The sequence below is a fragment of the Paenibacillus senegalimassiliensis genome (genome assembly GCF_001486585.1).
Lineage (GTDB): Bacteria > Bacillota > Bacilli > Paenibacillales > Paenibacillaceae > Fontibacillus > Fontibacillus senegalimassiliensis.
Window position 1 is genome coordinate 864958 of record NZ_LN909045.1, and the last position, 18647, is coordinate 883604.

The 18647-nt window shown below is 49.2% G+C and carries 19 protein-coding genes; 10 read left to right on the top strand and 9 right to left on the bottom strand.

Annotated features, from left to right (window positions below; all coding sequences use genetic code 11):
- Positions 1 to 126 precede the first annotated feature (126 nt).
- From BN3279_RS13860 to BN3279_RS13885, 6 genes are all read left to right on the top strand, one after another.
- Positions 127 to 1437 (top strand): ABC transporter substrate-binding protein, encoded by a 1311-nt coding sequence (locus BN3279_RS13860; protein ID WP_059051727.1) that lies wholly within the window; start codon positions 127 to 129, stop codon positions 1435 to 1437.
- 39 nt (positions 1438 to 1476) lie between these two features.
- Positions 1477 to 2355, top strand: coding sequence for a carbohydrate ABC transporter permease (locus BN3279_RS13865; protein WP_059051729.1), 879 nt, complete (start codon positions 1477 to 1479; stop codon positions 2353 to 2355).
- Complete coding sequence (locus BN3279_RS13870; RefSeq protein WP_059051731.1) at positions 2356 to 3183, top strand: carbohydrate ABC transporter permease; 828 nt, start codon at positions 2356 to 2358, stop codon at positions 3181 to 3183. It abuts the gene before it with no gap.
- A 223-nt stretch (positions 3184 to 3406) separates the two neighbouring features.
- Entirely contained in the window at positions 3407 to 4495 is a 1089-nt protein-coding gene (gene serC / locus BN3279_RS13875) for a 3-phosphoserine/phosphohydroxythreonine transaminase (protein ID WP_059051733.1), read from the top strand.
- A 161-nt stretch (positions 4496 to 4656) separates the two neighbouring features.
- On the top strand, positions 4657 to 5121 hold the full coding sequence (trmL, locus tag BN3279_RS13880; protein ID WP_059051734.1) for a tRNA (uridine(34)/cytosine(34)/5-carboxymethylaminomethyluridine(34)-2'-O)-methyltransferase TrmL: 465 nt from the start codon (positions 4657 to 4659) through the stop codon (positions 5119 to 5121).
- A gap of 143 nt (positions 5122 to 5264) precedes the next feature.
- Positions 5265 to 5510, top strand: a complete 246-nt coding sequence (locus tag BN3279_RS13885; RefSeq protein WP_059051736.1) for an AbrB/MazE/SpoVT family DNA-binding domain-containing protein — start codon at positions 5265 to 5267, stop codon at positions 5508 to 5510.
- Between the two features lie 339 nt (positions 5511 to 5849).
- Here the strand turns inward: BN3279_RS13885 and BN3279_RS13890 are convergent, their stop codons facing one another.
- Together BN3279_RS13890 and BN3279_RS13895 are read right to left on the bottom strand one after the other, a co-directional pair.
- On the bottom strand, positions 5850 to 6917 hold the full coding sequence (locus BN3279_RS13890) for a phosphodiester glycosidase family protein (RefSeq protein WP_059051738.1): 1068 nt from the start codon (positions 6915 to 6917) through the stop codon (positions 5850 to 5852).
- Complete coding sequence (locus tag BN3279_RS13895; RefSeq protein WP_059051739.1) at positions 6914 to 7324, bottom strand: hypothetical protein; 411 nt, start codon at positions 7322 to 7324, stop codon at positions 6914 to 6916. The genes BN3279_RS13890 and BN3279_RS13895 overlap by 4 nt, the downstream gene beginning before the upstream one ends.
- Positions 7325 to 7515: 191 nt before the next feature.
- Here BN3279_RS13895 and BN3279_RS13900 point away from each other — a divergent pair, with 191 nt between their 5' ends.
- On the top strand, positions 7516 to 8373 hold the full coding sequence (locus BN3279_RS13900) for an aminotransferase class I/II-fold pyridoxal phosphate-dependent enzyme (protein ID WP_059051741.1): 858 nt from the start codon (positions 7516 to 7518) through the stop codon (positions 8371 to 8373).
- On the top strand, positions 8357 to 8482 hold the full coding sequence (locus tag BN3279_RS24360; RefSeq protein WP_262362535.1) for a hypothetical protein: 126 nt from the start codon (positions 8357 to 8359) through the stop codon (positions 8480 to 8482). The genes BN3279_RS13900 and BN3279_RS24360 overlap by 17 nt, the downstream gene beginning before the upstream one ends.
- Before the next feature lie 96 nt (positions 8483 to 8578).
- Here BN3279_RS24360 and BN3279_RS13905 read toward each other — a convergent pair whose 3' ends face one another.
- On the bottom strand, positions 8579 to 9376 hold the full coding sequence (locus BN3279_RS13905) for a DUF2161 family putative PD-(D/E)XK-type phosphodiesterase (protein ID WP_059051742.1): 798 nt from the start codon (positions 9374 to 9376) through the stop codon (positions 8579 to 8581).
- A gap of 227 nt (positions 9377 to 9603) precedes the next feature.
- On the opposite strand from BN3279_RS13905, the gene BN3279_RS13910 reads away from it, so the two are divergent.
- A complete protein-coding gene (locus tag BN3279_RS13910; RefSeq protein ID WP_059051745.1) occupies positions 9604 to 11499 on the top strand; it encodes a PrkA family serine protein kinase in 1896 nt (631 codons plus the stop codon).
- 166 nt (positions 11500 to 11665) lie between these two features.
- Here the strand turns inward: BN3279_RS13910 and BN3279_RS13915 are convergent, their stop codons facing one another.
- The 5 genes from BN3279_RS13915 to BN3279_RS13935 all read right to left on the bottom strand — a co-directional run bounded on the left by BN3279_RS13915 (position 11666) and on the right by BN3279_RS13935 (position 17381).
- Complete coding sequence (locus tag BN3279_RS13915; protein WP_148466855.1) at positions 11666 to 12979, bottom strand: helix-turn-helix domain-containing protein; 1314 nt, start codon at positions 12977 to 12979, stop codon at positions 11666 to 11668.
- A gap of 177 nt (positions 12980 to 13156) precedes the next feature.
- The gene (locus BN3279_RS13920; protein ID WP_059051841.1) at positions 13157 to 14551 is read right to left on the bottom strand and encodes a SpoVR family protein; all 1395 of its coding nucleotides are present in this window, start codon (positions 14549 to 14551) and stop codon (positions 13157 to 13159) included.
- 41 nt (positions 14552 to 14592) lie between these two features.
- The gene (gene yhbH, locus BN3279_RS13925; RefSeq protein WP_059051747.1) at positions 14593 to 15750 is read right to left on the bottom strand and encodes a sporulation protein YhbH; all 1158 of its coding nucleotides are present in this window, start codon (positions 15748 to 15750) and stop codon (positions 14593 to 14595) included.
- A 217-nt stretch (positions 15751 to 15967) separates the two neighbouring features.
- Positions 15968 to 16825: a DegV family protein gene (locus BN3279_RS13930; protein WP_059051748.1), complete on the bottom strand. Its 858-nt coding sequence runs from the start codon at positions 16823 to 16825 to the stop codon at positions 15968 to 15970.
- 139 nt (positions 16826 to 16964) lie between these two features.
- The gene (locus tag BN3279_RS13935) at positions 16965 to 17381 is read right to left on the bottom strand and encodes a hypothetical protein (RefSeq protein ID WP_059051749.1); all 417 of its coding nucleotides are present in this window, start codon (positions 17379 to 17381) and stop codon (positions 16965 to 16967) included.
- A 171-nt stretch (positions 17382 to 17552) separates the two neighbouring features.
- On the opposite strand from BN3279_RS13935, the gene BN3279_RS13940 reads away from it, so the two are divergent.
- A complete protein-coding gene (locus tag BN3279_RS13940) occupies positions 17553 to 17939 on the top strand; it encodes a DUF423 domain-containing protein (RefSeq protein ID WP_059051750.1) in 387 nt (128 codons plus the stop codon).
- Between the two features lie 118 nt (positions 17940 to 18057).
- On the opposite strand, the gene BN3279_RS13945 is transcribed toward BN3279_RS13940, so the two are convergent.
- Complete coding sequence (locus tag BN3279_RS13945; RefSeq protein WP_059051751.1) at positions 18058 to 18600, bottom strand: hypothetical protein; 543 nt, start codon at positions 18598 to 18600, stop codon at positions 18058 to 18060.
- Positions 18601 to 18647: the final 47 nt, after the last annotated feature.

Genomic DNA, 18647 nt, shown 5'->3' on the forward strand with positions numbered 1-18647 from the left:
ACTCTCACTTAAAGGATAAAAAGAGAGAAGAAAAGAATAAGCAGAGATAATTGAAAGCGTAATCAAAGAAAATATAATGGACTTGTAAACGGATTCATATTGCGAGTATATAAGGGAGGTCAAACGATGAACAGAGGGAAATGGGCAGGCTGGCTGCTTACCTGCATGTTGCTGGTTACGGTCATTGCCGGCTGCTCCGGTGGGAATACACCAGCAGCACAAAATGGAGGACAGGAAGGCAAGGAGAGCAAGGGCAGTGGGGAGAAGGTCACTTTGAAGATGGCCATGTGGGACTCCAATAATGATTTTATTACCTTTGTCACCGAAAAGGTCAAGGAATATAGCAGTGTCAAGCCCAATGTCAGCGTGGAGGTTGAATCGTTCAAGAGCGATAGCGATTATTTGCAAGCGATCAAGGTTCGGGCCGGCGGCGGGGCACTCCCCGATATTATGGAGCTGAAGCCGAACTGGCTGGCCGACTTCAAGGATCAGCTTATTCCGCTGGATGATGTCGGAGTTGTCGACACCAATAAATACGCGAAGACCTATGCCATTGACGGAAAAGTGCTGGCGATTCCTTCGGTGTCCTTCCCTGAATTGGTGTACTATCATCCGAGTATCTTCGAGGAATTGAACCTGGAGGTGCCTACGACCTGGCCTCAGTTCATGGAAGTGTTGACGGCAATTCAGCAAGATGGCACGTACATTCCTTACGCGATGGGTGGCAAGGATGCCTGGCCAGATTATCCGTTCAATGAATTTCTGCCACATATCCTGTCGGACAATGAAAACTATTTGAGTGACTTGGCCAAAGAAGATACGCCGTTTGGAGAAGGCACCCCATTCTATCAGGCTTATCAGCAAATTGCTGAAATGTATAATGCCGGTGTTATGGGCCCGGACCCGCTGGGCATCGGTGCAGATCAAGCCAATGATTTATTCATTTCCAAGCAAGCGGCGATTATGGCCTCGGGACTCTGGTTCGTACCCACTTATCAAGGCAAGGCGGGCAATCTGGACGATTTGGCGGCTTTCCCGATGCCGTACCGGCCTAATGAGGATACCCCGCTCAAGCTGATGATGTTCACCGACCATTTCTACGGAATTAGCAGCACGTCGAAGCATCCTGAGGAAGCCAAGGCATTCATGGAGTGGTTCTATTCTCCAGAGGTGTATAAGGAGTACCTCAATGCGGCTCAACTGGATAGTGCGTTTGAGGGAGTTGAATCGGAGGTACCATTCCTCAAGTCCTTCTATGGTGAGCATCAGCCTGATAACTTCATTTATATTCCGGGTGATACAACCTACACGGAATTGTCCAATGCGATTCAACTTGACGTGAAGGCATTGGGGCAAGAAATGATGGCGGGCAAGTCGGTGGATGATATCGTTAAGGATTTGAATGCGAAATGGACGGAAGCCAGAAAGAATAAATAGGATATATCGGGCCGCCTGATATAAAAGGAAGTGGAAGAGATGAACTATAATCTGCAAAAGAAGCTGGTGATCTTCGGGTTTTTGTTTATACCGGTAGGCTTGTTGATGTTATTTCTGCTGTATCCTACCTTGAAGCTGTTTCAGTTCAGTCTGACGGACTGGAACGGGATATCGGAATCGTTCAGCTATGTAGGGCTAAAAAATTATGTGATGGCATTTCGGACGGAAGGGGTCTGGGATGCGCTTAGCAACAACTTGTTGTATTTCATCATGCATTTGGTCTTCATTCCTATTGAAATTATGGTTGCTGTCTTGCTTAATCAGAAGCTTCGCGCGAGCCACTTCTTCCGTTCCATCGTGTTCATGCCTTACATCTTGAATGGAGTGGCTGTGGCTTATATTTTCAGCTATCTATATAATCCGATCAATGGTCCACTGAATGCGCTCTTGGGAGCGGCGGGTCTGGAAGGCCTGATCCAAAGCTGGCTTAGTGATCCGAACGTGGTCAATTATTCACTGGTAGCGGTATCCCTTTGGCGTTTCAGCGGCTTTCACGTCATCCTGTTCCTCGCGGGCTTACAGTCAGTACCCCAAGACCTGTATGAGGCAGCTACGATTGACGGTGCTAACGGCTGGCACAAATTCAGATTCATTACCGTCCCGGGTATCCGAAGAGTTATTGAGATCGTTCTCTTCCTGAATGTCAGAGGGGCTCTGCAAGTATTTGATATTCCGTTCCTCATGACCCAGGGCGGACCGGGAACCTCAAGTAGCACGTTCACGGTGTATACCATTCAAGCGGCATTTAAATACAACAATTATGGTCTTGCCTCTTCACTGGCCGTCATGTTGATGCTTATGATTATTGCGTTCAGCATGGTACAGAGTAAGCTGCTTGGCGGGAAGGGGGACGAATAAATGATTAGACGGATGTCGTCTCGTGTCCCGGTGTATCTGTTCTTTATTCTAATCAGTGCCATCGTTCTGTTCCCGGTCCTGATCAGCGTATTCACAGCGTTCAAAACTGGCCCGGAATTGATGAAATCCTCGCCGCTTGCTTTGCCGGAATCATGGCAGTTCGGCAACCTGATTACCGCCTTCAAAACAGGGAACATGCTGGTGGGATTTCGAAATACGGCCGTTCTGGTTGTGGTCAGCGTCATTCTGAATACGGTGCTCGGCTCGATGACCTCTTACATTCTGAATCGCTTTGACTTCAGGGTAAAGAAGCTGATTATGGCTATGTTCATGGTGGCGATGGTTATTCCCTTCTATACTACAGAGGTATCCCGCTTTCAGATCATTAAGTCGCTGGGGCTGTATGATACGATATTTGCCCCATTGTTAATCTACGCGGGAACAGATTTGCTGCAAATCTTCATCTTCCTGCAATTCATTGAGAAGATCTCCAGCCAACTGGATGAGAGTGCAATGATCGACGGCGCATCTTACTTAACAATCTACCGGAAGATCATCTTCCCGTTGCTGCTGCCCGCCTCGGCTACGCTGGCGATTATCAAAGCCGTGGATATTATGAACGACATGTATATTCCTTATCTTTATATGCCGTCCAAGGAACTGCACACACTGTCTACGGCACTAATGACCTTCGTGGGTCAGCGGTCCTCGGATTTTGGTCAACTTTCCGCTGCCATTGTCATAGTATTGATTCCGACAATCGTCATATATCTGCTGCTGCAAAAATATATTTTTGCCGGGATTGCCGAAGGAGCGGTCAAGGGATAATAGTCGAATAAGGTTGAAAAAAGGATAAACCTGCCGCGGTCTATAGGCCGTTTGGCGGGTTTATTTTTACTATCTTCATTTAAATAAAGCGTTAATGTGTCATTTCTGTAAACGGATGACCTTTTTGAGAAATAACTGCTTGCTGGGATAAGGATTAGTTGCTATGATAATCGATAACTATATCGAAACCATACATGAAATGTGACCGAAGGGATGGGGAGAAATGAGTAACAGAGCTTTTAACTTTAATGCTGGCCCGGCTGCGTTGCCGCTGGAGGTACTGGAGCGGGCGCAAGCAGAGTTTGTCGATTTTCACGGAACAGGCATGTCGATTATGGAGATGTCGCACCGGGGGGCCGTTTATGAGGCAGTTCATAATGAAGCGTCCAGCCGATTGCTGAAGCTGCTGGGCAATCCGTCCGGCTACAAGGTGTTATTCTTGCAAGGCGGGGCATCCACTCAATTTGCCATGCTGCCGATGAACTTGCTGACTGAAGGGAAAACAGCGGGGTACGTGAAATCAGGCAGTTGGGCCAATAAAGCGATTAAAGAAGCAAAGCTCATCGGTGATACATTTATTGCGGGTTCTTCCGAAGAGGACAAGTATATGCGTATGCCTGACTTAAGCGGCCTGAGCCTTCCAGATCATACAGCTTATCTGCATTTGACTTCCAATGAGACAATTGAGGGAACTCAGTTCCGCGAATTTCCGGATACGGGAAGTGTTCCGTTGATTGCCGATATGTCGAGTGATATCCTGTGTCGTCCGTTTGATCTGACGCAGTTCGGCATGGTGTACGCGGGAGCGCAGAAGAATCTCGGCCCGTCCGGCGTAACCGTTGTGATTGCCCGTGAGGAATTGCTGCAAAATTCGCCGAAGCATCTGCCAACGATGTTCCGCTATGATACGCACGCTGAAAACAACTCGCTGTATAACACGCCGCCATCCTTCTCGATCTATATTGTTAATGAAGTGCTCAAATGGATTGAAGAGCAGGGTGCTCTTGCCGGGGTTGAACAGAAGAACCGGGAGAAGGCTGACCTGCTGTACCGCTTTATTGATGAGAGCAACGGGTTCTTCCGTGGCTGTACTCAGCCGGATAGCCGCTCGATCATGAATGTTACCTTCCGCCTCGCTTCTGAAGAGCTGGAGAAGCTGTTCATTAAGGAATCCGAAAAAGAAGGATTTATAGGACTAAAAGGCCACCGCAGTGTTGGCGGCCTGAGAGCTTCTATATATAATGCCGTTCCTTACGTAGTCGTTAAGGCGTTGGTTGACTTTATGACGCAATTCCAAAAAACGCACGGTTAATTGTTGAATAACTATAACAGACTCCATCATCGTGTAGTAGCGCGGTGATGGAGTCTGTTTTGCTTGGGGACTTTTTTCCTGTTGGCTGCTAATTTGCTATAATGGGACACGTAGGGTTCAGGCAACAACATTATAGATTCAAGATGGGGAGTTCGATCATCATGGCTTTACACATTGTATTGGTGGAGCCGGAAATTCCGGCGAATACAGGCAATATCGCAAGAACATGCGCGGCTACCGGCATTCATTTGCATTTGGTGCGTCCACTCGGCTTTCGGACAGATGACGCTACGCTTAAGCGTGCCGGGTTGGATTACTGGTATGCGGTGCATATCGAATATCATGATTCCTTTCAGGAAGTGAAGGAGCAATATCCGGAAGGACGTTTCTTCTTTGGAACAACGAAGGCAACGAAACGTTATACGGATTTTAACTATCAGGACGGGGATTTCTTTGTCTTCGGTAAAGAAACGAAAGGGCTGGCACCGGAAATTCTGGAGGCCCACACGGAAACGATCATGCGAATGCCGATGACGGACAAAGTACGCTCCCTGAATTTGTCGAATTCTGCGGCAATTATCGTTTACGAGGCCCTTCGGCAGCTTGATTTTCCGGGAATGTTATAAAAATTCGAGGAATTTCGTCAAAATCATTTTAAAAACGTCGAAATGCAGCAGGAATCCTGAAAATAATAGCGAAATATAATAGATTAGGTATTTGGTTCTATTTTTCTACATAACTATTTTTTTCAGGAGAGGTGTGCCATTTTATGAAACCTGCTGGTGTGGTCCGAAAAGTGGATCAACTGGGACGTATTGTGTTACCAAAGTCGCTGCGAAAGAGATATCAAATGAACGAGGGCGACCCTGTGGAAATTTTGGTGCAGGGGGATCATATCATTTTGGAGAGATATCGGCCAAAATGCGTGTTCTGCGGTTCAATGGAGAATGTCAGTGATTTTAAAGATCGTTCCATTTGTGGTCAATGCCTGGTTGAAATGAATCAATTGTCTTAGTAGGTAAGGCAGGCGAACATGGCTGATCCAGACTCGTCGTCTGCGCAAGATTCAGGGCGGCGTTAAATAGGATTAAAGGCGTATGCGTGTCTCAACTTAAATAAGCATCCCCTAGGGGATGCTTATTTAAGTTACAGGCCTTTGGTTTTATCGTCGTTGTACGAGGATGTTAAAATACCGCATATCATCATAGCCAGAACAAGGGCAATGATCCAGAACGTTATAGAGAATGACAAAACCGAACACCTCCACGTTATATGCCTCGATCTTATTATACCCGTCAACCCTCTAAAAATAAATCAAAATATGACTTATCTCATAGACGAAAAAATGTTGGTGCTATTTAAAGAACAGAAAGTGAGTAGGTACCGGGCGAAGAGCACCATCTGATGGCTTGTTGACCACCTTGCCGTTAACGACCAGAGAGGACGAACCTCCTCCATCCAGATTATAGGCATCCTGAACGCCCATCTTCCAAAGCTTCTCTTGAAGCTCGGTTAGAGTAGCGCCAGAACTTCCGCTTTCATCCCGTCCATCAATCACTAGCACCACCAGTTGATCATCCTTATAGTTGCCGATGACGGTACGCGGTGCACGCAAGGGCGAGGTTTGCCATTTCGGTGGAATCGTGGTTTTGTTGCCATTTTGCAGCAGGAGCGGCACGAAGGAGGCGCCAAATAAAGGTTGCTCGCGATCGAGGTCCTCCTGCTTCTGGTATTTGCCCCCGATTAATTGTCCGGACTTGTTCAAGCCGACAAAAAACAGGTCTTTGAACGAGGCTTCAAAGCCGTTCAGGTATTTCCCATTCAGCATAGTGGTGCTTAACGGATAACGTTCTCCCCGGGAGTCGGCAAAGCCGCCGGCATTAATGCCGGCCACGGCCTTATAGCGCTCTACGGCTTGCTTGGTCGTCTCGGACCCGCCAAATTTATCCTTGCCCAGCGTCATCTTCATGGCATCCGGAGATTTGAGCTTAATCTTCATGGCGTAGCCCCGGTAGGTGCCAGGGTTAACCTTAAATAACTCAATTCGGATACGGTCGCTTTGGATCGTCTGGTAAGGCGTTCCAAGCTTGGACGTAATCCGGCGGTTATAGATGGTCTCTGGCTTCCCGGCGGCGGTTGTGGCGGTAGTCACGATGGAACTCATGGTCGTTGTTGTCTTATGATACAACTCTGCTGTCTCACGAATGGAAGAAATCGTTGTTTTGGCATTGGCCTCTGCTTGGTCCAATCCAGCCGAGACGATGGCGGTGGTCTCAAAGATGTCAGCTTCCTGGGCTAGCTTATCCAGGCTATTGTTCCATTCGATAGCGGCCCCTCCGATAAACAAAGCAATCAGCAGTCCGATGAGGGGGCCGGTAGCCAGCAGGAAAAAACGGTTGATCTGCTTGACAGGCGTAATCATTTTAATAATTCCATCTGTTTCTGTAGCTTGGCGAGCTGCTGTTTGACCTCGCTAAGCTGGGAGTATAGCTTGTTGCTGTTGTCCGTTTTTTCCGTGCTGTTATCCTTCGTGAATTCCAGCAATTCGTTAAATGTGTCCACCTTGCCCTGCAGCAGCTTCACTTCTTCGGATAAAGCTGCAAGCTGGGAGGTGTAATCCTCTTTCATCAAGGCCGTTTCGCTCTGCCATTTGGCATCAAGTTGATCTATCATCGATTGCTTCAGATGATTGCTATAGTAATAGGCTGCGGTCGCCCCCGCGCCAATCAAGAGCACCCAGATGATAATAATGATGGCTACGGATGGCCTTTGCGATTTCCTGCTGCGCTTCATTTCATTAGCTGGTGCAGGCTCCGTAGAATAAGACATGGTAAATCACCTCAAAACGTTTATTTGCAGTTCCCATTCTATCACGGCGACATAGTCTTCGCAAAAAGGACAGCATTCGCCTAAATTCGCTTGCTAGGTGCAAAATGAATAATAGGGGAGTAGTTGTCGGGGGAATTTGTCCCGGGGTACAATCGGCGTAATCAAGTAACGATAAAGGGAGGGCGATGAAGATGGACCCGGGCCTAAAGCTACTCAAGTCATCGTTGCCGCACCACTTTGCACAAGAGCTTGAAGGGAGATATCGAAAAGGGACATTGATTTCTCTGGCAGGGTCGCAGGGAGACGGAGGTGGCGGGACTACAGAGCAAACGCTAAAGTCTGCGGGAGAGGAGGTAGCGGAGGGAGAAGCTTGGCTGAACTGGTTGGCCGGAGCTTACAGTCAAGCGGAGGGAGGGGGAACTTCTCCCAAGCAATTGCTGTTGGCCGATTACGCAGACGAGGCCCTGAGTCTGGTGTTGAAGGCGATGGTGCCGGAGGGAGGGACGGTGCTGGTAGAGACGCCGACCAGCCCGGAGGCGCTGGAGATGATCAGGCAGCAAGGCCTTCAGGCTGTCCCGGTGGCCTGTGACCGGGACGGGATGTTGCCGGACGATTTGCGGAGCAAGTGCGAGAGGGCCGGACGGATGCCGGACCTGATCTACGTCACGCCGCACTATTCCAACCCGTCCGGGCGGGTGTGGAGCCGGGAGCGTAAGCTGGAGCTACTCCAGCTAAGCGGGCAGTTCGGCCTGCCGGTGGTTGAGGATGACACGGCAGGGGCTGTGCTCTTCGCCGAGGGCAGCGGCGAAGGAAGTTTGGGGGAGGCGAGAGCCTGCCGGCAGCGGGGGGCAGGCCAGACGAGCGAGCCTGGCGAGGCTGGGCGGTCGTTGCCCTCGCTGTACCGGCTGCGGCAAAGATCCCGGCGCCGGGCTGTTCCTGTGGCTGCGCCTGCCCGCCGGGATCACCAGCGAAGCGCTGCTGCGCGCTTCGCTGCTGGAAGGCACAGCGTTCCTGCCGGGGACGCTGTGCTACGTGAACGAGCCGGATGATCGCTTCATCCGGCTGAACATCGCCGCGCACCAGCCGGCGATCCTGCGCGAAGGGCTGGCGCGCATCGCCGCCGCCCTTGCGGAGTTCACGGCGCGCGGCACAGACTAGCCTGCCTGGCGCACTCGCTCAATTCCACGTGTCCTTCGGGTCACGTCCCTCATCGCATCGATGTCTTATTCATTTCTCTGCTCTTGCTTGCAAACGCTACTTATCTGCCTTTGCCGCCACTTTCTCCTCCAGCACTGCTACGTCAGGCACCAGTTCCAGGGATGTTACGGCGATTTCACGCCGCCAGGCATCTACGACATGAGCGTATTCCCGCAGGCTGTCTGCGCCCGCGGGAGTCAGCACATAACGACCGTATCCGATACGGTGGAACCAGCCGTAGTAATCACGCTGCAAGATGGCCGGAGCGGTGCCGACTCCGCTGCGTTCGCGCACTTGCCTGGGGGCCATCTCTCCGCCCTCTTGCAGCGCCAATGCGACGCGTAGCGCCTTCTCGCGATAGGCGGTGACGAGCTTGGTGGCGTGACTTCCGCCGACATTATAGTCACCGCTGCGTTCATTAAATTCATGTACCAGCCGTTCCGCCCGCCGTTTGACAACTTTCGGTCCCGGGGTATATAAAGCTTCGTTACCGGGGGAGCACAAAATCTCCACAAAGGCCGGCTTGGTTTTGTAGCGGGTGACGGTGATCAGCCCCAGACCAAGCCGCCGACAGAGCAGCGTAATTTCGCTCCAGCGCTGATTGTGGGCGCCCTTCTTGGTACGGTTGCGCTCCACAGCCAGATACACCTCTGCACTGGAACGCTGACGTTCCAGACCTTGCAGCAACAGCGGGAGATTAAAGGTCTTCTTCATCTCCACAATTAGTGGTTGATCGCTGCCGGGCTTCAAGCCAACCAAATCGCAATGCCGCACTTCGCTCTTGATGCTATATCCCCGCTCCTCAAAAAAGGCCTTCAACGGAGCGTACAATTCCGTTTCATGTTGTACCGCCATCATAATCTCCTTTTTGTTCCGATAATCCGATTAGATTATAGCATAAACGGGAATTCCCACTTTTTCCATACGAATATTTTCATCGGGAAAAAGGTCAACTTCTCCCCAAAAGCCGCATAGGTATGTAATACACTTTTTATCGTGGAAGCTCCATCTGTATCAGCGTGAATGGAAGGTTGTCGGGGACGCAGGAGAACCCCTATGCGGGAGTAGAGGAGGTACCTAACATGGACATTTTTAATCGTATAGCAGCTTACCGGGCGGAAAGCGACTCCTTGTCATGGAGCGGCACATTCAAACAATATATTGAAATGCTGGCCAAAGATCCAACGCCCGCGATGACCGCCCATGCCAGAGTTTATGAAATGATTGAATCTTTTGGGGTAGAGGAAGTCAACGGCCGGAAGAGGTATAAATTTTTTGAGCAGGAGATTTTTGGATTGGATCGCGCCATCGAGAAGCTGGTCGAGGAATACTTCCACTCGGCGGCTCGGCGGCTGGATGTACGCAAGCGGATTCTACTGCTGATGGGTCCTGTGAGCGGGGGTAAATCCACATTGGTCACCTTATTGAAGCGAGGGCTAGAGAAATTCTCCCGTACCGATAAAGGTGCAGTATATGCCATTGCGGGCTGCCCGATGCATGAGGACCCCCTACACCTGGTTCCCCATGAGCTCAGGCCCGAAGTGGAGCAGGCGCTGGGCATTCGCATCGAAGGCAATCTCTGCCCGGTATGCCAGATGCGGCTCAAGACAGAGTACGGCGGGGATATTGAACATGTACGGGTAGAGCGGGTATTGCTTTCCGAGGATGAACGTATTGGCATCGGCACATTCAGCCCCTCCGATCCGAAGTCGCAGGACATTGCCGACCTCACGGGCAGTATCGACTTTTCGACCATTACGGAGTATGGCTCGGAGTCCGATCCGCGGGCTTATCGTTTTGATGGGGAACTAAATAAGGCCAACCGGGGATTAATGGAATTCCAGGAAATGCTTAAATGCGATGAGAAATTTCTGTGGAATCTGCTGTCGCTGACCCAGGAGGGCAATTTCAAGGCCGGCAGGTTTGCACTAATCAGTGCGGATGAGCTTATTATCGCCCATACGAACGAGGCGGAATACAAATCCTTTATTGCCAACAAGAAGAACGAAGCCTTGCAATCCCGGATGATTGTCATGCCTATTCCCTATAATCTCAAGGTATCTGAAGAAGAGAAGATTTACGCCAAGCTGATCGCTCAAAGTGATATGAAACATATTCACATCGCTCCACATGCACTGCGGGCCGCAGCGATTTTCTCAATATTGACCCGATTGAAGGAGTCGAAGAAGCAGGGAATTGACCTGCTGAAGAAAATGCGTTTGTATGATGGGGAAGAAGTGGAAGGCTTTAAGGATGCGGATTTGAAGGAGCTACAAAACGAGCATTTGGACGAAGGAATGTCCGGCGTCGACCCGCGTTATGTGATCAACCGGATTTCCAGCGCTCTGATCAAGCAGGATTTACATTGCATGGGGGCACTGGATATACTGCGGGCGATCAAGGACGGTCTGGATCAGCATGCCTCAATCACGAAGGATGAGCGGGAGCGATATTTGAATTTCATCGGCATTGCCCGCCGGGAATACGATGAACTGGCCAAGAAGGAAGTCCAAAAGGCTTTTGTCTATTCCTTTGAGGAATCGGCCCGAACCTTGTTCGAGAATTATCTCGATAACATTGAAGCTTTCTGCAATTGGACCAAAATTAGAGATCCGTTGACGGATGAAGAACTGGAGCCTGATGAGCGGCTGATGCGTTCTATTGAGGAGCAGATCGGCATTTCCGAAAATGCGAAAAAAGCTTTCCGCGAAGAAATTCTGATTCGTATTTCTGCTTATTCGCGAAAGGGCCGGAAATTTGAATACAATCACCATGATCGGCTGCGGGAAGCGATCGAGAAGAAGCTGTTCGCTGATCTGAAGGATATCGTCAAGATTACCACTTCGACGAAAACACCGGATGAAAATCAGTTGAAGCGCATCAACGAGGTCAGCAAACGGCTGATTGACGAGCATGGATATTGCCCGGTATGCGCCAATGAATTGCTCCGTTATGTGGGCAGCCTGCTGAATCGTTAATCTGGACCAAGACATAAATAAGACCAGTCCTAGGACTGGTCTTATTTGCGTTTGTGTATGGTCTTGTTGCCTTACTTACATTCCTCCATGATGATCCATGAGACGAAGGATGTAGGGGGTGGAAATCACAATTAGAGAAAAAACAGTTAATAGGAGAGCGTTTAACTTACTTTTCATTCCTATACACCTCTCGAATAAGTTTTTTGTAGGTCTCTATTATGCTCCCATTGCTGTCGTCTCTGAAGTTCTCAAATAAGCCTACACACTTAATTATACAGCTCTTTTCGTTAATTGAAGATGCTTTTTCCAAAGCTTTCATTAAATGGTTAAATCCCTGTTCCGCTGCACCGCGATGGAGATAATAGGCGGCAAGCTCATAGTAGCACCGGGCTATGCGTTCATCCGTGGTCTGCCTGGTGTAGATGTCTGTTTCATACTCCGGCTGATGGAGCAGCGAAGCATATTCAATTCGTTCCAGAATATCGTCAATGGTATAGTTGTGACGATTGGCAGCCGTGACAATGTTGAGCAGGCATAGCCATATTTCATCCTCATGAGATTCCATGTAGGAAATGTATTCGGGAAGTACGCTTGGTTCGCCAGCGGCCAATTTGGTCACCATTGTGTTCATCCGAGCCCAGGCTTGAAATTTTTCCTTCCACCCGAGTGAAGTCTCATCGTTCTCCCTTACCCAATTCAGGTTCTCGTAGAGCTTGATGAACTGCAGGGCCTGATCATAATCCTGCCTGGATTCACTCACGCTGCCCAGAAGGAGATAAGCATAAGCCACGTAGGTGAACAGCGGTTTTACCGAGAGGGCCTCCTGCTTAAGGCGTGCCCCTCTTTGATATTGATGTTTGGCTTTGCTGAGAAGTTGTCCTGCCACTTCCTCCACCTTGTCCCATCGACGCAGTGAACGGTAAGTATTAGCTAAATCCTTGAGAGCTTCAAGCTGGTCAAATTCGCTTAATCGTTCCACGAAGAGCTCAAACTGTACGGCTGCCTGGTAGTTCATTTCCTGATCATGGGCAAGCTTACAGAGGAACAAGCGGTACTGGCACAGGGCAAGTCGCTCGGAATGCTGATTCTTCTCACCGAAGGCAATTTCGTCATAAATGATCGCAGCGAATTTCTTGTTATCGTTATGATAGAGGTCTTCGGCCACTTCAAAAAGCACTTGGGAATACATCAAGTTCTCCAGCAGCAATCCGATGGATTTACGGAAATACGCCGCATTATCCACCTCAGCGCAGGCGATCAGAAAAGGCTTGATTCGCCGCCAATTGGGCGTCGATTCAGCAATGAGCTCTTCAAAATAGCGGTTATAAAAAAAGCCCCGCTCAAACCCGAAGCTTTCCGTCATCATGTCTAGCTGCTCAATCGTTAAATTTCTATGCCCGTTCAGAATGGAGCTGAGAGAGCCCGCATTCAGTCCCACCCGTTGAGCAAACTGGTTCAGGTTGAGACCTTCCTGCTTCATGTGATCATTCAGGATTGAACGTATCGTGGTTGTAGAGTTCAAGTACACCACCAACCTCTGCGCATTTCTATTATTTCAATAATATCCATTTTCTGATCGATGGTCAATTTTGGTGATGGTTAGGACGCCTCATAAAAAAACAGGCAAGTGCATTTCTGCAATTGCCTGAATTCGTCGTTATGATAATATTTTGCGTTGATGCTTCTGTCCGTCATAGGAGAAGAGTGCCCGTTTGTCCTCAACCACTGTCTCCAGGTGAACGGGGCGCCCCCACAAATGATAGACATGAGGGAGGGTGTGCTCCAGATATTTCAGATCAAGCTCCAGTCCTTCGTATTGATGCTTGAGCAGCAACTCTCCCGAGCGAAGGTAGTCGCCGTCCTGGACTACGATATACGGCGAACCTCCATTCACGCGGGAGGCGACAAGTTGATCACGAATATGCTCCCAGGTTTTATCGGTGATTTTCCATTCGGGTCCTTGCTTCTCGAAGATATACAAATCCAGATCCTGAACCAGCTCCTTGCTCAGGTAGCTGCGCAGGAAGGAAATGTCCGAGTCCAGTTCCCGCACCTCGAACATCTTCTCCCGTCCTTGCCCGGGGATACGTCCGAAGCGCCGCTGCTGCTCCTCTGTTGGATGGTCCCAGCGGCGTTCGATGTCTTCAAAGATTTTAAGCCCAAGGTAATAGGGATTGAGACTTTGCTGGGAGGGCTGCACCACGGAGGAATTGAGTTTGGCAAATTCAATCGTCTCTTCACTGGTCAAGTCGAGCTCCCGGATAATGCGTTGATGCCAATAGGAGGCCCAGCCCTCGTTCATAATCTTGGTCTCCATCTGTGGCCAGAAATACAGCATTTCTTCACGTAACATGCTTAAGATATCCCGTTGCCAGTCCTCCAGAGATTCGGAATATTCCTGGATGAACCATACCAGGTCCTTCTCCGGCTCAGAAGGGAATGCTGTTAAGGAGGTTGTGTCGGGGGAAGCCGCTTCTGGCGACGTATCCAGCGACCATAAATCATCGTAAATTCCTGGCTTAGCCGGATGCTTGTGTTCTTCGCGTATTCTGCGCCGCTTCTCTTCTAGCTGCTGCCGCTTATCATAGCGCATCGGCTTAATCAGTTGGGGGTCCACATGTTCCTGAATCGCCAGTACGTGGTCAATGAAGGCTTCAACGGTATCCGCGCCATAGGCCAATTCATAGCTGTTGATCCGTTCGGCGGTTGCAGACATACTCTCAATCATATCGCGGTTGGTGGCGGAGAAGCGGAAGTTATTCTTGAAGAAATCGCAGTGTGCCAGCACGTGGGCGACGATTAGCTTGTTCTGAATCAGCGAGTTGCCCTCCAGCAGAAAGGCATAGCAGGGGTTGGAATTGATGACGAGCTCATAAATTTTGCTTAGTCCGAAGTCGTATTGCATCTTCATCTTGTTAAAGGTTTTGCCGAAGCTCCAATGAGAGAAGCGGGTGGGCATTCCGTAAGCGCCAAAGGTATAAATGATATCGGCGGGGCAGATTTCGTAGCGCATCGGATAATAATCAAGTCCAAAGCTATCGGCAATTTCCATAATTTCTGAGATGGCGAATTCCAACTCGGCATGAGTATAATTCAACTGGCCGCACCTCCCTCACGCTTGTGGAAGAATCGCTTCAGCGCATTGTACACTTCGCCTTTTTCCTTAATCACATAATGGATGAATTTCTCTTGCTTAATGTTCCGATAGGCGGACATCAGTGTGCTTCCACGATTATACTGGTTGACCTCCCCATAACCGAACATGTTGCAACGCTTCAGTAGCTCACCAATCAGTCTAAGGCAACGCTCGTTGTCGGAGGTCAGGTTATCTCCATCCGAGAAATGAAACGGATATATATTATAGCTGGATGGGGGATACCGGGAGTCGATGATGTCCAGCGCTTTCTGATAGACCGAGGAGCAGATCGTGCCGCCACTTTCCCCACGAGTGAAGAATTCTTCTTCGGTCACTTCCTTCGCCTCCGTATGATGGGCCAGAAATACGATATCTACCTTCTCATATTGATGGCGCAGGAAGCGGGTCATCCAGAAGAAAAAGCTGCGTGCACAATATTTCTCGAAGGCGCCCATGGAGCCCGAGGTATCCATCATGGCCAAGATGACAGCATTGGACCGGGGGACGACGATTTCCTCCCAGGTCTTGTAGCGGAGATCATCAGGGGAAATGCCGTGAATGCCAGGCTGACCGGAGGTGGCGTTACGCCGTAAATTTTCCAGAATGGTACGTTTCTTGTCGATGTTGGACATGAGGCCTTTTTTGCGAATATCGTTAAAGCGGATGGCTTCGCTCTCCAGTTCTTCCTTATCCTTGTCTTGAATGAAGGGGAGCTCCAACTCGTCAAACAGCATCTCTTCCAGATCCTCCATGCTAATCTCAGTCTCCACGTAGTCATGACCGGGCTGATCTCCTGCTTTTCCGCCTTTGCTACTCTTGGGGCTATCCTGTCCCAGCACGTCACCAACCTGGCTGTCTCCATCACCTTGACCCACGTGCTGTTGCTTCTGAAAGTTATGGATGAATCGGTATTCCTCCAGATTTCGCAGAGGGACTTTAATGATTTGTTTACCGTCCGACATGATAATATTCTCTTCGGTGACCAGATCGGGGAGGTTCTGCCGAATCACTTCCCGTACTTTTTCCTGATGGCGCTGCTGGTCCTGATACCCTTTGCGGTGCAGCGACCAATCCTCCTTGGAGACGACAAAGTTATACTGCTTAGGTGAAGACATGGGGAACACCTCCATTTGGGGATTTGCACAATTGGGATTTCGCAGTTTAGTGGATGTAACTAAAGTATATTCAGCGAGAGGAACGATATGTGAAGGATGGGGGCGGAAGCGGCGGAAATAGAAAAAGCTGCCTCGAACTGCGCTAGCCACTAGGCCGTACGCCATTCAAGACAGCTCACCCGAGTTTAAGTATCGGGTTAGATTGATGCTTCAACGATTAAACCGGTAACTTGCGGGTGTACATAATCCCGACGGTATGCGGTCCGCAGTGACTGGAAATTACGCAGCCAGCTTCGGATACAGCGACTTTGCGTGCTCCGGTCTGTTCTCGCAAAATGGTTGCAAGCTTCAGAGCTTCTTCCTCCGCTTCCGTATGGACTACCAAAATCAAGTCCTTATCCATGTTGTCTTTATCGGCAAGGGCGTTATCCAGCATTTGTTGTACCGCCTTCTCCTTGCGGCCACGCACCTTGTAAGCCGGGATAATGCTGCCTTCAACCAGCTTGAGCACCGGACGGATTTGCAGCAGACTACCGATGAAATGTTGCATTCCGGAGCAGCGTCCGCCCTTATGTAAATACTCGAGGGTATCAATAACAAATTGAGTCTCTACTTGTGGCCGGATAGCGCTGACCTGTACTGCAATCTCTTCAGCGGAAAGGCCTTGCTCCGCCAGCTTGACGGCCTTCATCACCAGAAGTCCAATGCCGCTGCATAAGGTCAGGGAATCAATGACATGAATTCGGCCTGCCGGGAATTCCCCCGCGGCAATCTTCGCATTTTGATAGGTGGAGGACAGCTTGGACGATAAACTGATGTAGACTATATCCTGTCCACGTTCAATATACGGACCAAAGGCGCTAACGAAATCTCCCGGGGAGGGAGCGGTCGTCTTCGGCAAGGTGCCTTCTTTCTCTACACGCTGGTAAATATCGCGTGGGGTAATATCGATGCCGTCCCGGAAGGTTTCACTTCCGAACACGACATAGAGTGGAACAAGACTGATATCATGGCGCTCAATCCAATCGCCAGGCAGATCTGAGGTGCTGTCTGAAAATATTTTCACGTTAGGCATACTTAGTCTCCTTGTTCCAAATCATACTAATTCGTTTCATAAGTGCAGCATATCATAGAAAACTTATTCCATTTTAGCAAAAATGGCGGGAAGAGGGAACGTATGGCTTAAGATGAGCCAGCACGAGTTGTATGTTTTATTAGAGTGAAGCCATGCTCCCCGTTACAAGCAGCCCGATAAATCCCAATCCAGGGAGCAAGGCAAAGATTAAGCCCAGGATGGCAAATACTTTCCGGCGATTCTTGAGCGCAAGCCCGACAATAGCCAAGACTAGCCCAACTAAATTGAGAAATAGTGAGGCAAGGAAGAGGAAAACACCTGACATGGCGTCTGCCCGCTGCATAATATCATCAGGAGTTGGCATGATGGATTGACCCATAATATCAACAAAAGCTGCAGTAATGAGCACAATGGATGATATATACCCGATTAGCGCCAGCAAGCTAACAATAAAAGAGGCGATGCCTGGTCCTGAAAATTTAGCTTTTGCCATAGGTGGAATGTCTGTGCCGGGTTGCGGCGAATAAGATGGGGACTCTGTTGGATTGTAGTTCATAAAAATCTCCTTATAAATTGATCTTTTATGATTAATCTTTCATATCTAAATGGAAAATGCAAGGTTATTTTTAGATGCCAAAATGCGGTATGAATGGTAATGCGGGTGGCCGTTGGGTTATTATACTTCTATGAAGAAGGCTGAAATCATACGTGGGAGGTAAGGTTAAGGATGCGGAACTATGCGGGAATTGGAGCTATCATCATGCTGCTGGCAGTAGCTCTGGGGGCCTTTGGAGCCCATATTCTTAAAGAAAAAATCGGGGCATCGGCTATTGGTACCTATGAGACCGGAGTCCATTATCAAATGATCCACGGGCTTGCTATTTTGGCAGGGGCCTTGTTTGCAGAGAAATGGGGAACGTCCAGACGGCTTCGCTGGGCTAACCGCTTGTTTGTCATCGGCATCATTTTATTTTCGGGCAGCCTTTACGGCCTTGCTATCATGGAATGGAGATGGTTGGGACCTGTGACCCCACTAGGGGGCGTCTCCTTCCTGGCAGGCTGGCTGCTACTGGCCTTGGAAGCCTGGAGGGGCAACTCCTGGCGTTTAGGGTAGAGACTTGATTACCCTCTAAATGGAGCATGAAGGTAATGAATAAGAACGGTAGGTCACTTCCCTGGAGCGGAAGAACCCACCGTTCTTTGGCATGGATTTAGAAGCGAGTTGAACAAGTTTAAGTATCAAGAAGATCAATGACTTCACTTAGCTTTAAAGTGTAGACTTGTTTCTCATCAACATGGTAGACGCTGAGTGTGTAGGTTTCGGGTTGGAAGTTCAGAATACGGCAAGGCATATTCACTCGCTTTCCGTTGCGATTGATGTAGAGACGGACGAGTTGATTGCCTTTAATATAATTCTGAATCCAGGTTTGAAATTCATCGCTAGCCGCAATATCTTTGAAGCTTCCTGAAATAGCTGTTTCGGGAATAGGCGGTTTGCTGGATTTGGCCGGTAACTCCTTGGTGACTTCTGTTTTCTCTGGGTGTTTGTGCGATGCCGTAATATGTGCCTGTTTGGAGTTCGCCAACATGGATTCAATGACCTTGCCAAGCTCAGAGCCCGAATTGATTCGATAATCTATAATCTTGTCGCTGCTGTTGAGCAACTCCAGTAACGTCTGCAGTGCTAATGCATTGGAATTGTTCTTGACCAGAATCTCGATGTTGAACAAATAGCCCAACTCTTCCTTGTGATGTTGTCCAGTCTGCTTGTTCATAACTCCCCCAAAAAAATTCATTCTTAAAAAGGTAGTTCAAAAAGTCG

What these genes read in the sequence shown, in the direction of transcription:
- BN3279_RS13860 (WP_059051727.1), top strand. Translation starts at nt 127, where the DNA reads ATGAACAGAGGGAAATGGGCAGGCTGGCTGCTTACCTGCATGTTGCTG.
- BN3279_RS13865 (WP_059051729.1), top strand. Translation starts at nt 1,477, where the DNA reads ATGAACTATAATCTGCAAAAGAAGCTGGTGATCTTCGGGTTTTTGTTT.
- BN3279_RS13870 (WP_059051731.1), top strand. Translation starts at nt 2,356, where the DNA reads ATGATTAGACGGATGTCGTCTCGTGTCCCGGTGTATCTGTTCTTTATT.
- serC (WP_059051733.1), top strand. Translation starts at nt 3,407, where the DNA reads ATGAGTAACAGAGCTTTTAACTTTAATGCTGGCCCGGCTGCGTTGCCG.
- trmL (WP_059051734.1), top strand. Translation starts at nt 4,657, where the DNA reads ATGGCTTTACACATTGTATTGGTGGAGCCGGAAATTCCGGCGAATACA.
- BN3279_RS13885 (WP_059051736.1), top strand. Translation starts at nt 5,265, where the DNA reads ATGAAACCTGCTGGTGTGGTCCGAAAAGTGGATCAACTGGGACGTATT.
- BN3279_RS13890 (WP_059051738.1), bottom strand. Translation starts at nt 6,917, where the DNA reads ATGATTACGCCTGTCAAGCAGATCAACCGTTTTTTCCTGCTGGCTACC.
- BN3279_RS13895 (WP_059051739.1), bottom strand. Translation starts at nt 7,324, where the DNA reads ATGTCTTATTCTACGGAGCCTGCACCAGCTAATGAAATGAAGCGCAGC.
- BN3279_RS13900 (WP_059051741.1), top strand. Translation starts at nt 7,516, where the DNA reads ATGGACCCGGGCCTAAAGCTACTCAAGTCATCGTTGCCGCACCACTTT.
- BN3279_RS13905 (WP_059051742.1), bottom strand. Translation starts at nt 9,376, where the DNA reads ATGGCGGTACAACATGAAACGGAATTGTACGCTCCGTTGAAGGCCTTT.
- BN3279_RS13910 (WP_059051745.1), top strand. Translation starts at nt 9,604, where the DNA reads ATGGACATTTTTAATCGTATAGCAGCTTACCGGGCGGAAAGCGACTCC.
- BN3279_RS13915 (WP_148466855.1), bottom strand. Translation starts at nt 12,979, where the DNA reads ATGAAGCAGGAAGGTCTCAACCTGAACCAGTTTGCTCAACGGGTGGGA.
- BN3279_RS13920 (WP_059051841.1), bottom strand. Translation starts at nt 14,551, where the DNA reads ATGGAAATTGCCGATAGCTTTGGACTTGATTATTATCCGATGCGCTAC.
- yhbH (WP_059051747.1), bottom strand. Translation starts at nt 15,750, where the DNA reads ATGTCTTCACCTAAGCAGTATAACTTTGTCGTCTCCAAGGAGGATTGG.
- BN3279_RS13930 (WP_059051748.1), bottom strand. Translation starts at nt 16,825, where the DNA reads ATGCCTAACGTGAAAATATTTTCAGACAGCACCTCAGATCTGCCTGGC.
- BN3279_RS13935 (WP_059051749.1), bottom strand. Translation starts at nt 17,381, where the DNA reads ATGAACTACAATCCAACAGAGTCCCCATCTTATTCGCCGCAACCCGGC.
- BN3279_RS13940 (WP_059051750.1), top strand. Translation starts at nt 17,553, where the DNA reads ATGCGGAACTATGCGGGAATTGGAGCTATCATCATGCTGCTGGCAGTA.
- BN3279_RS13945 (WP_059051751.1), bottom strand. Translation starts at nt 18,600, where the DNA reads ATGAACAAGCAGACTGGACAACATCACAAGGAAGAGTTGGGCTATTTG.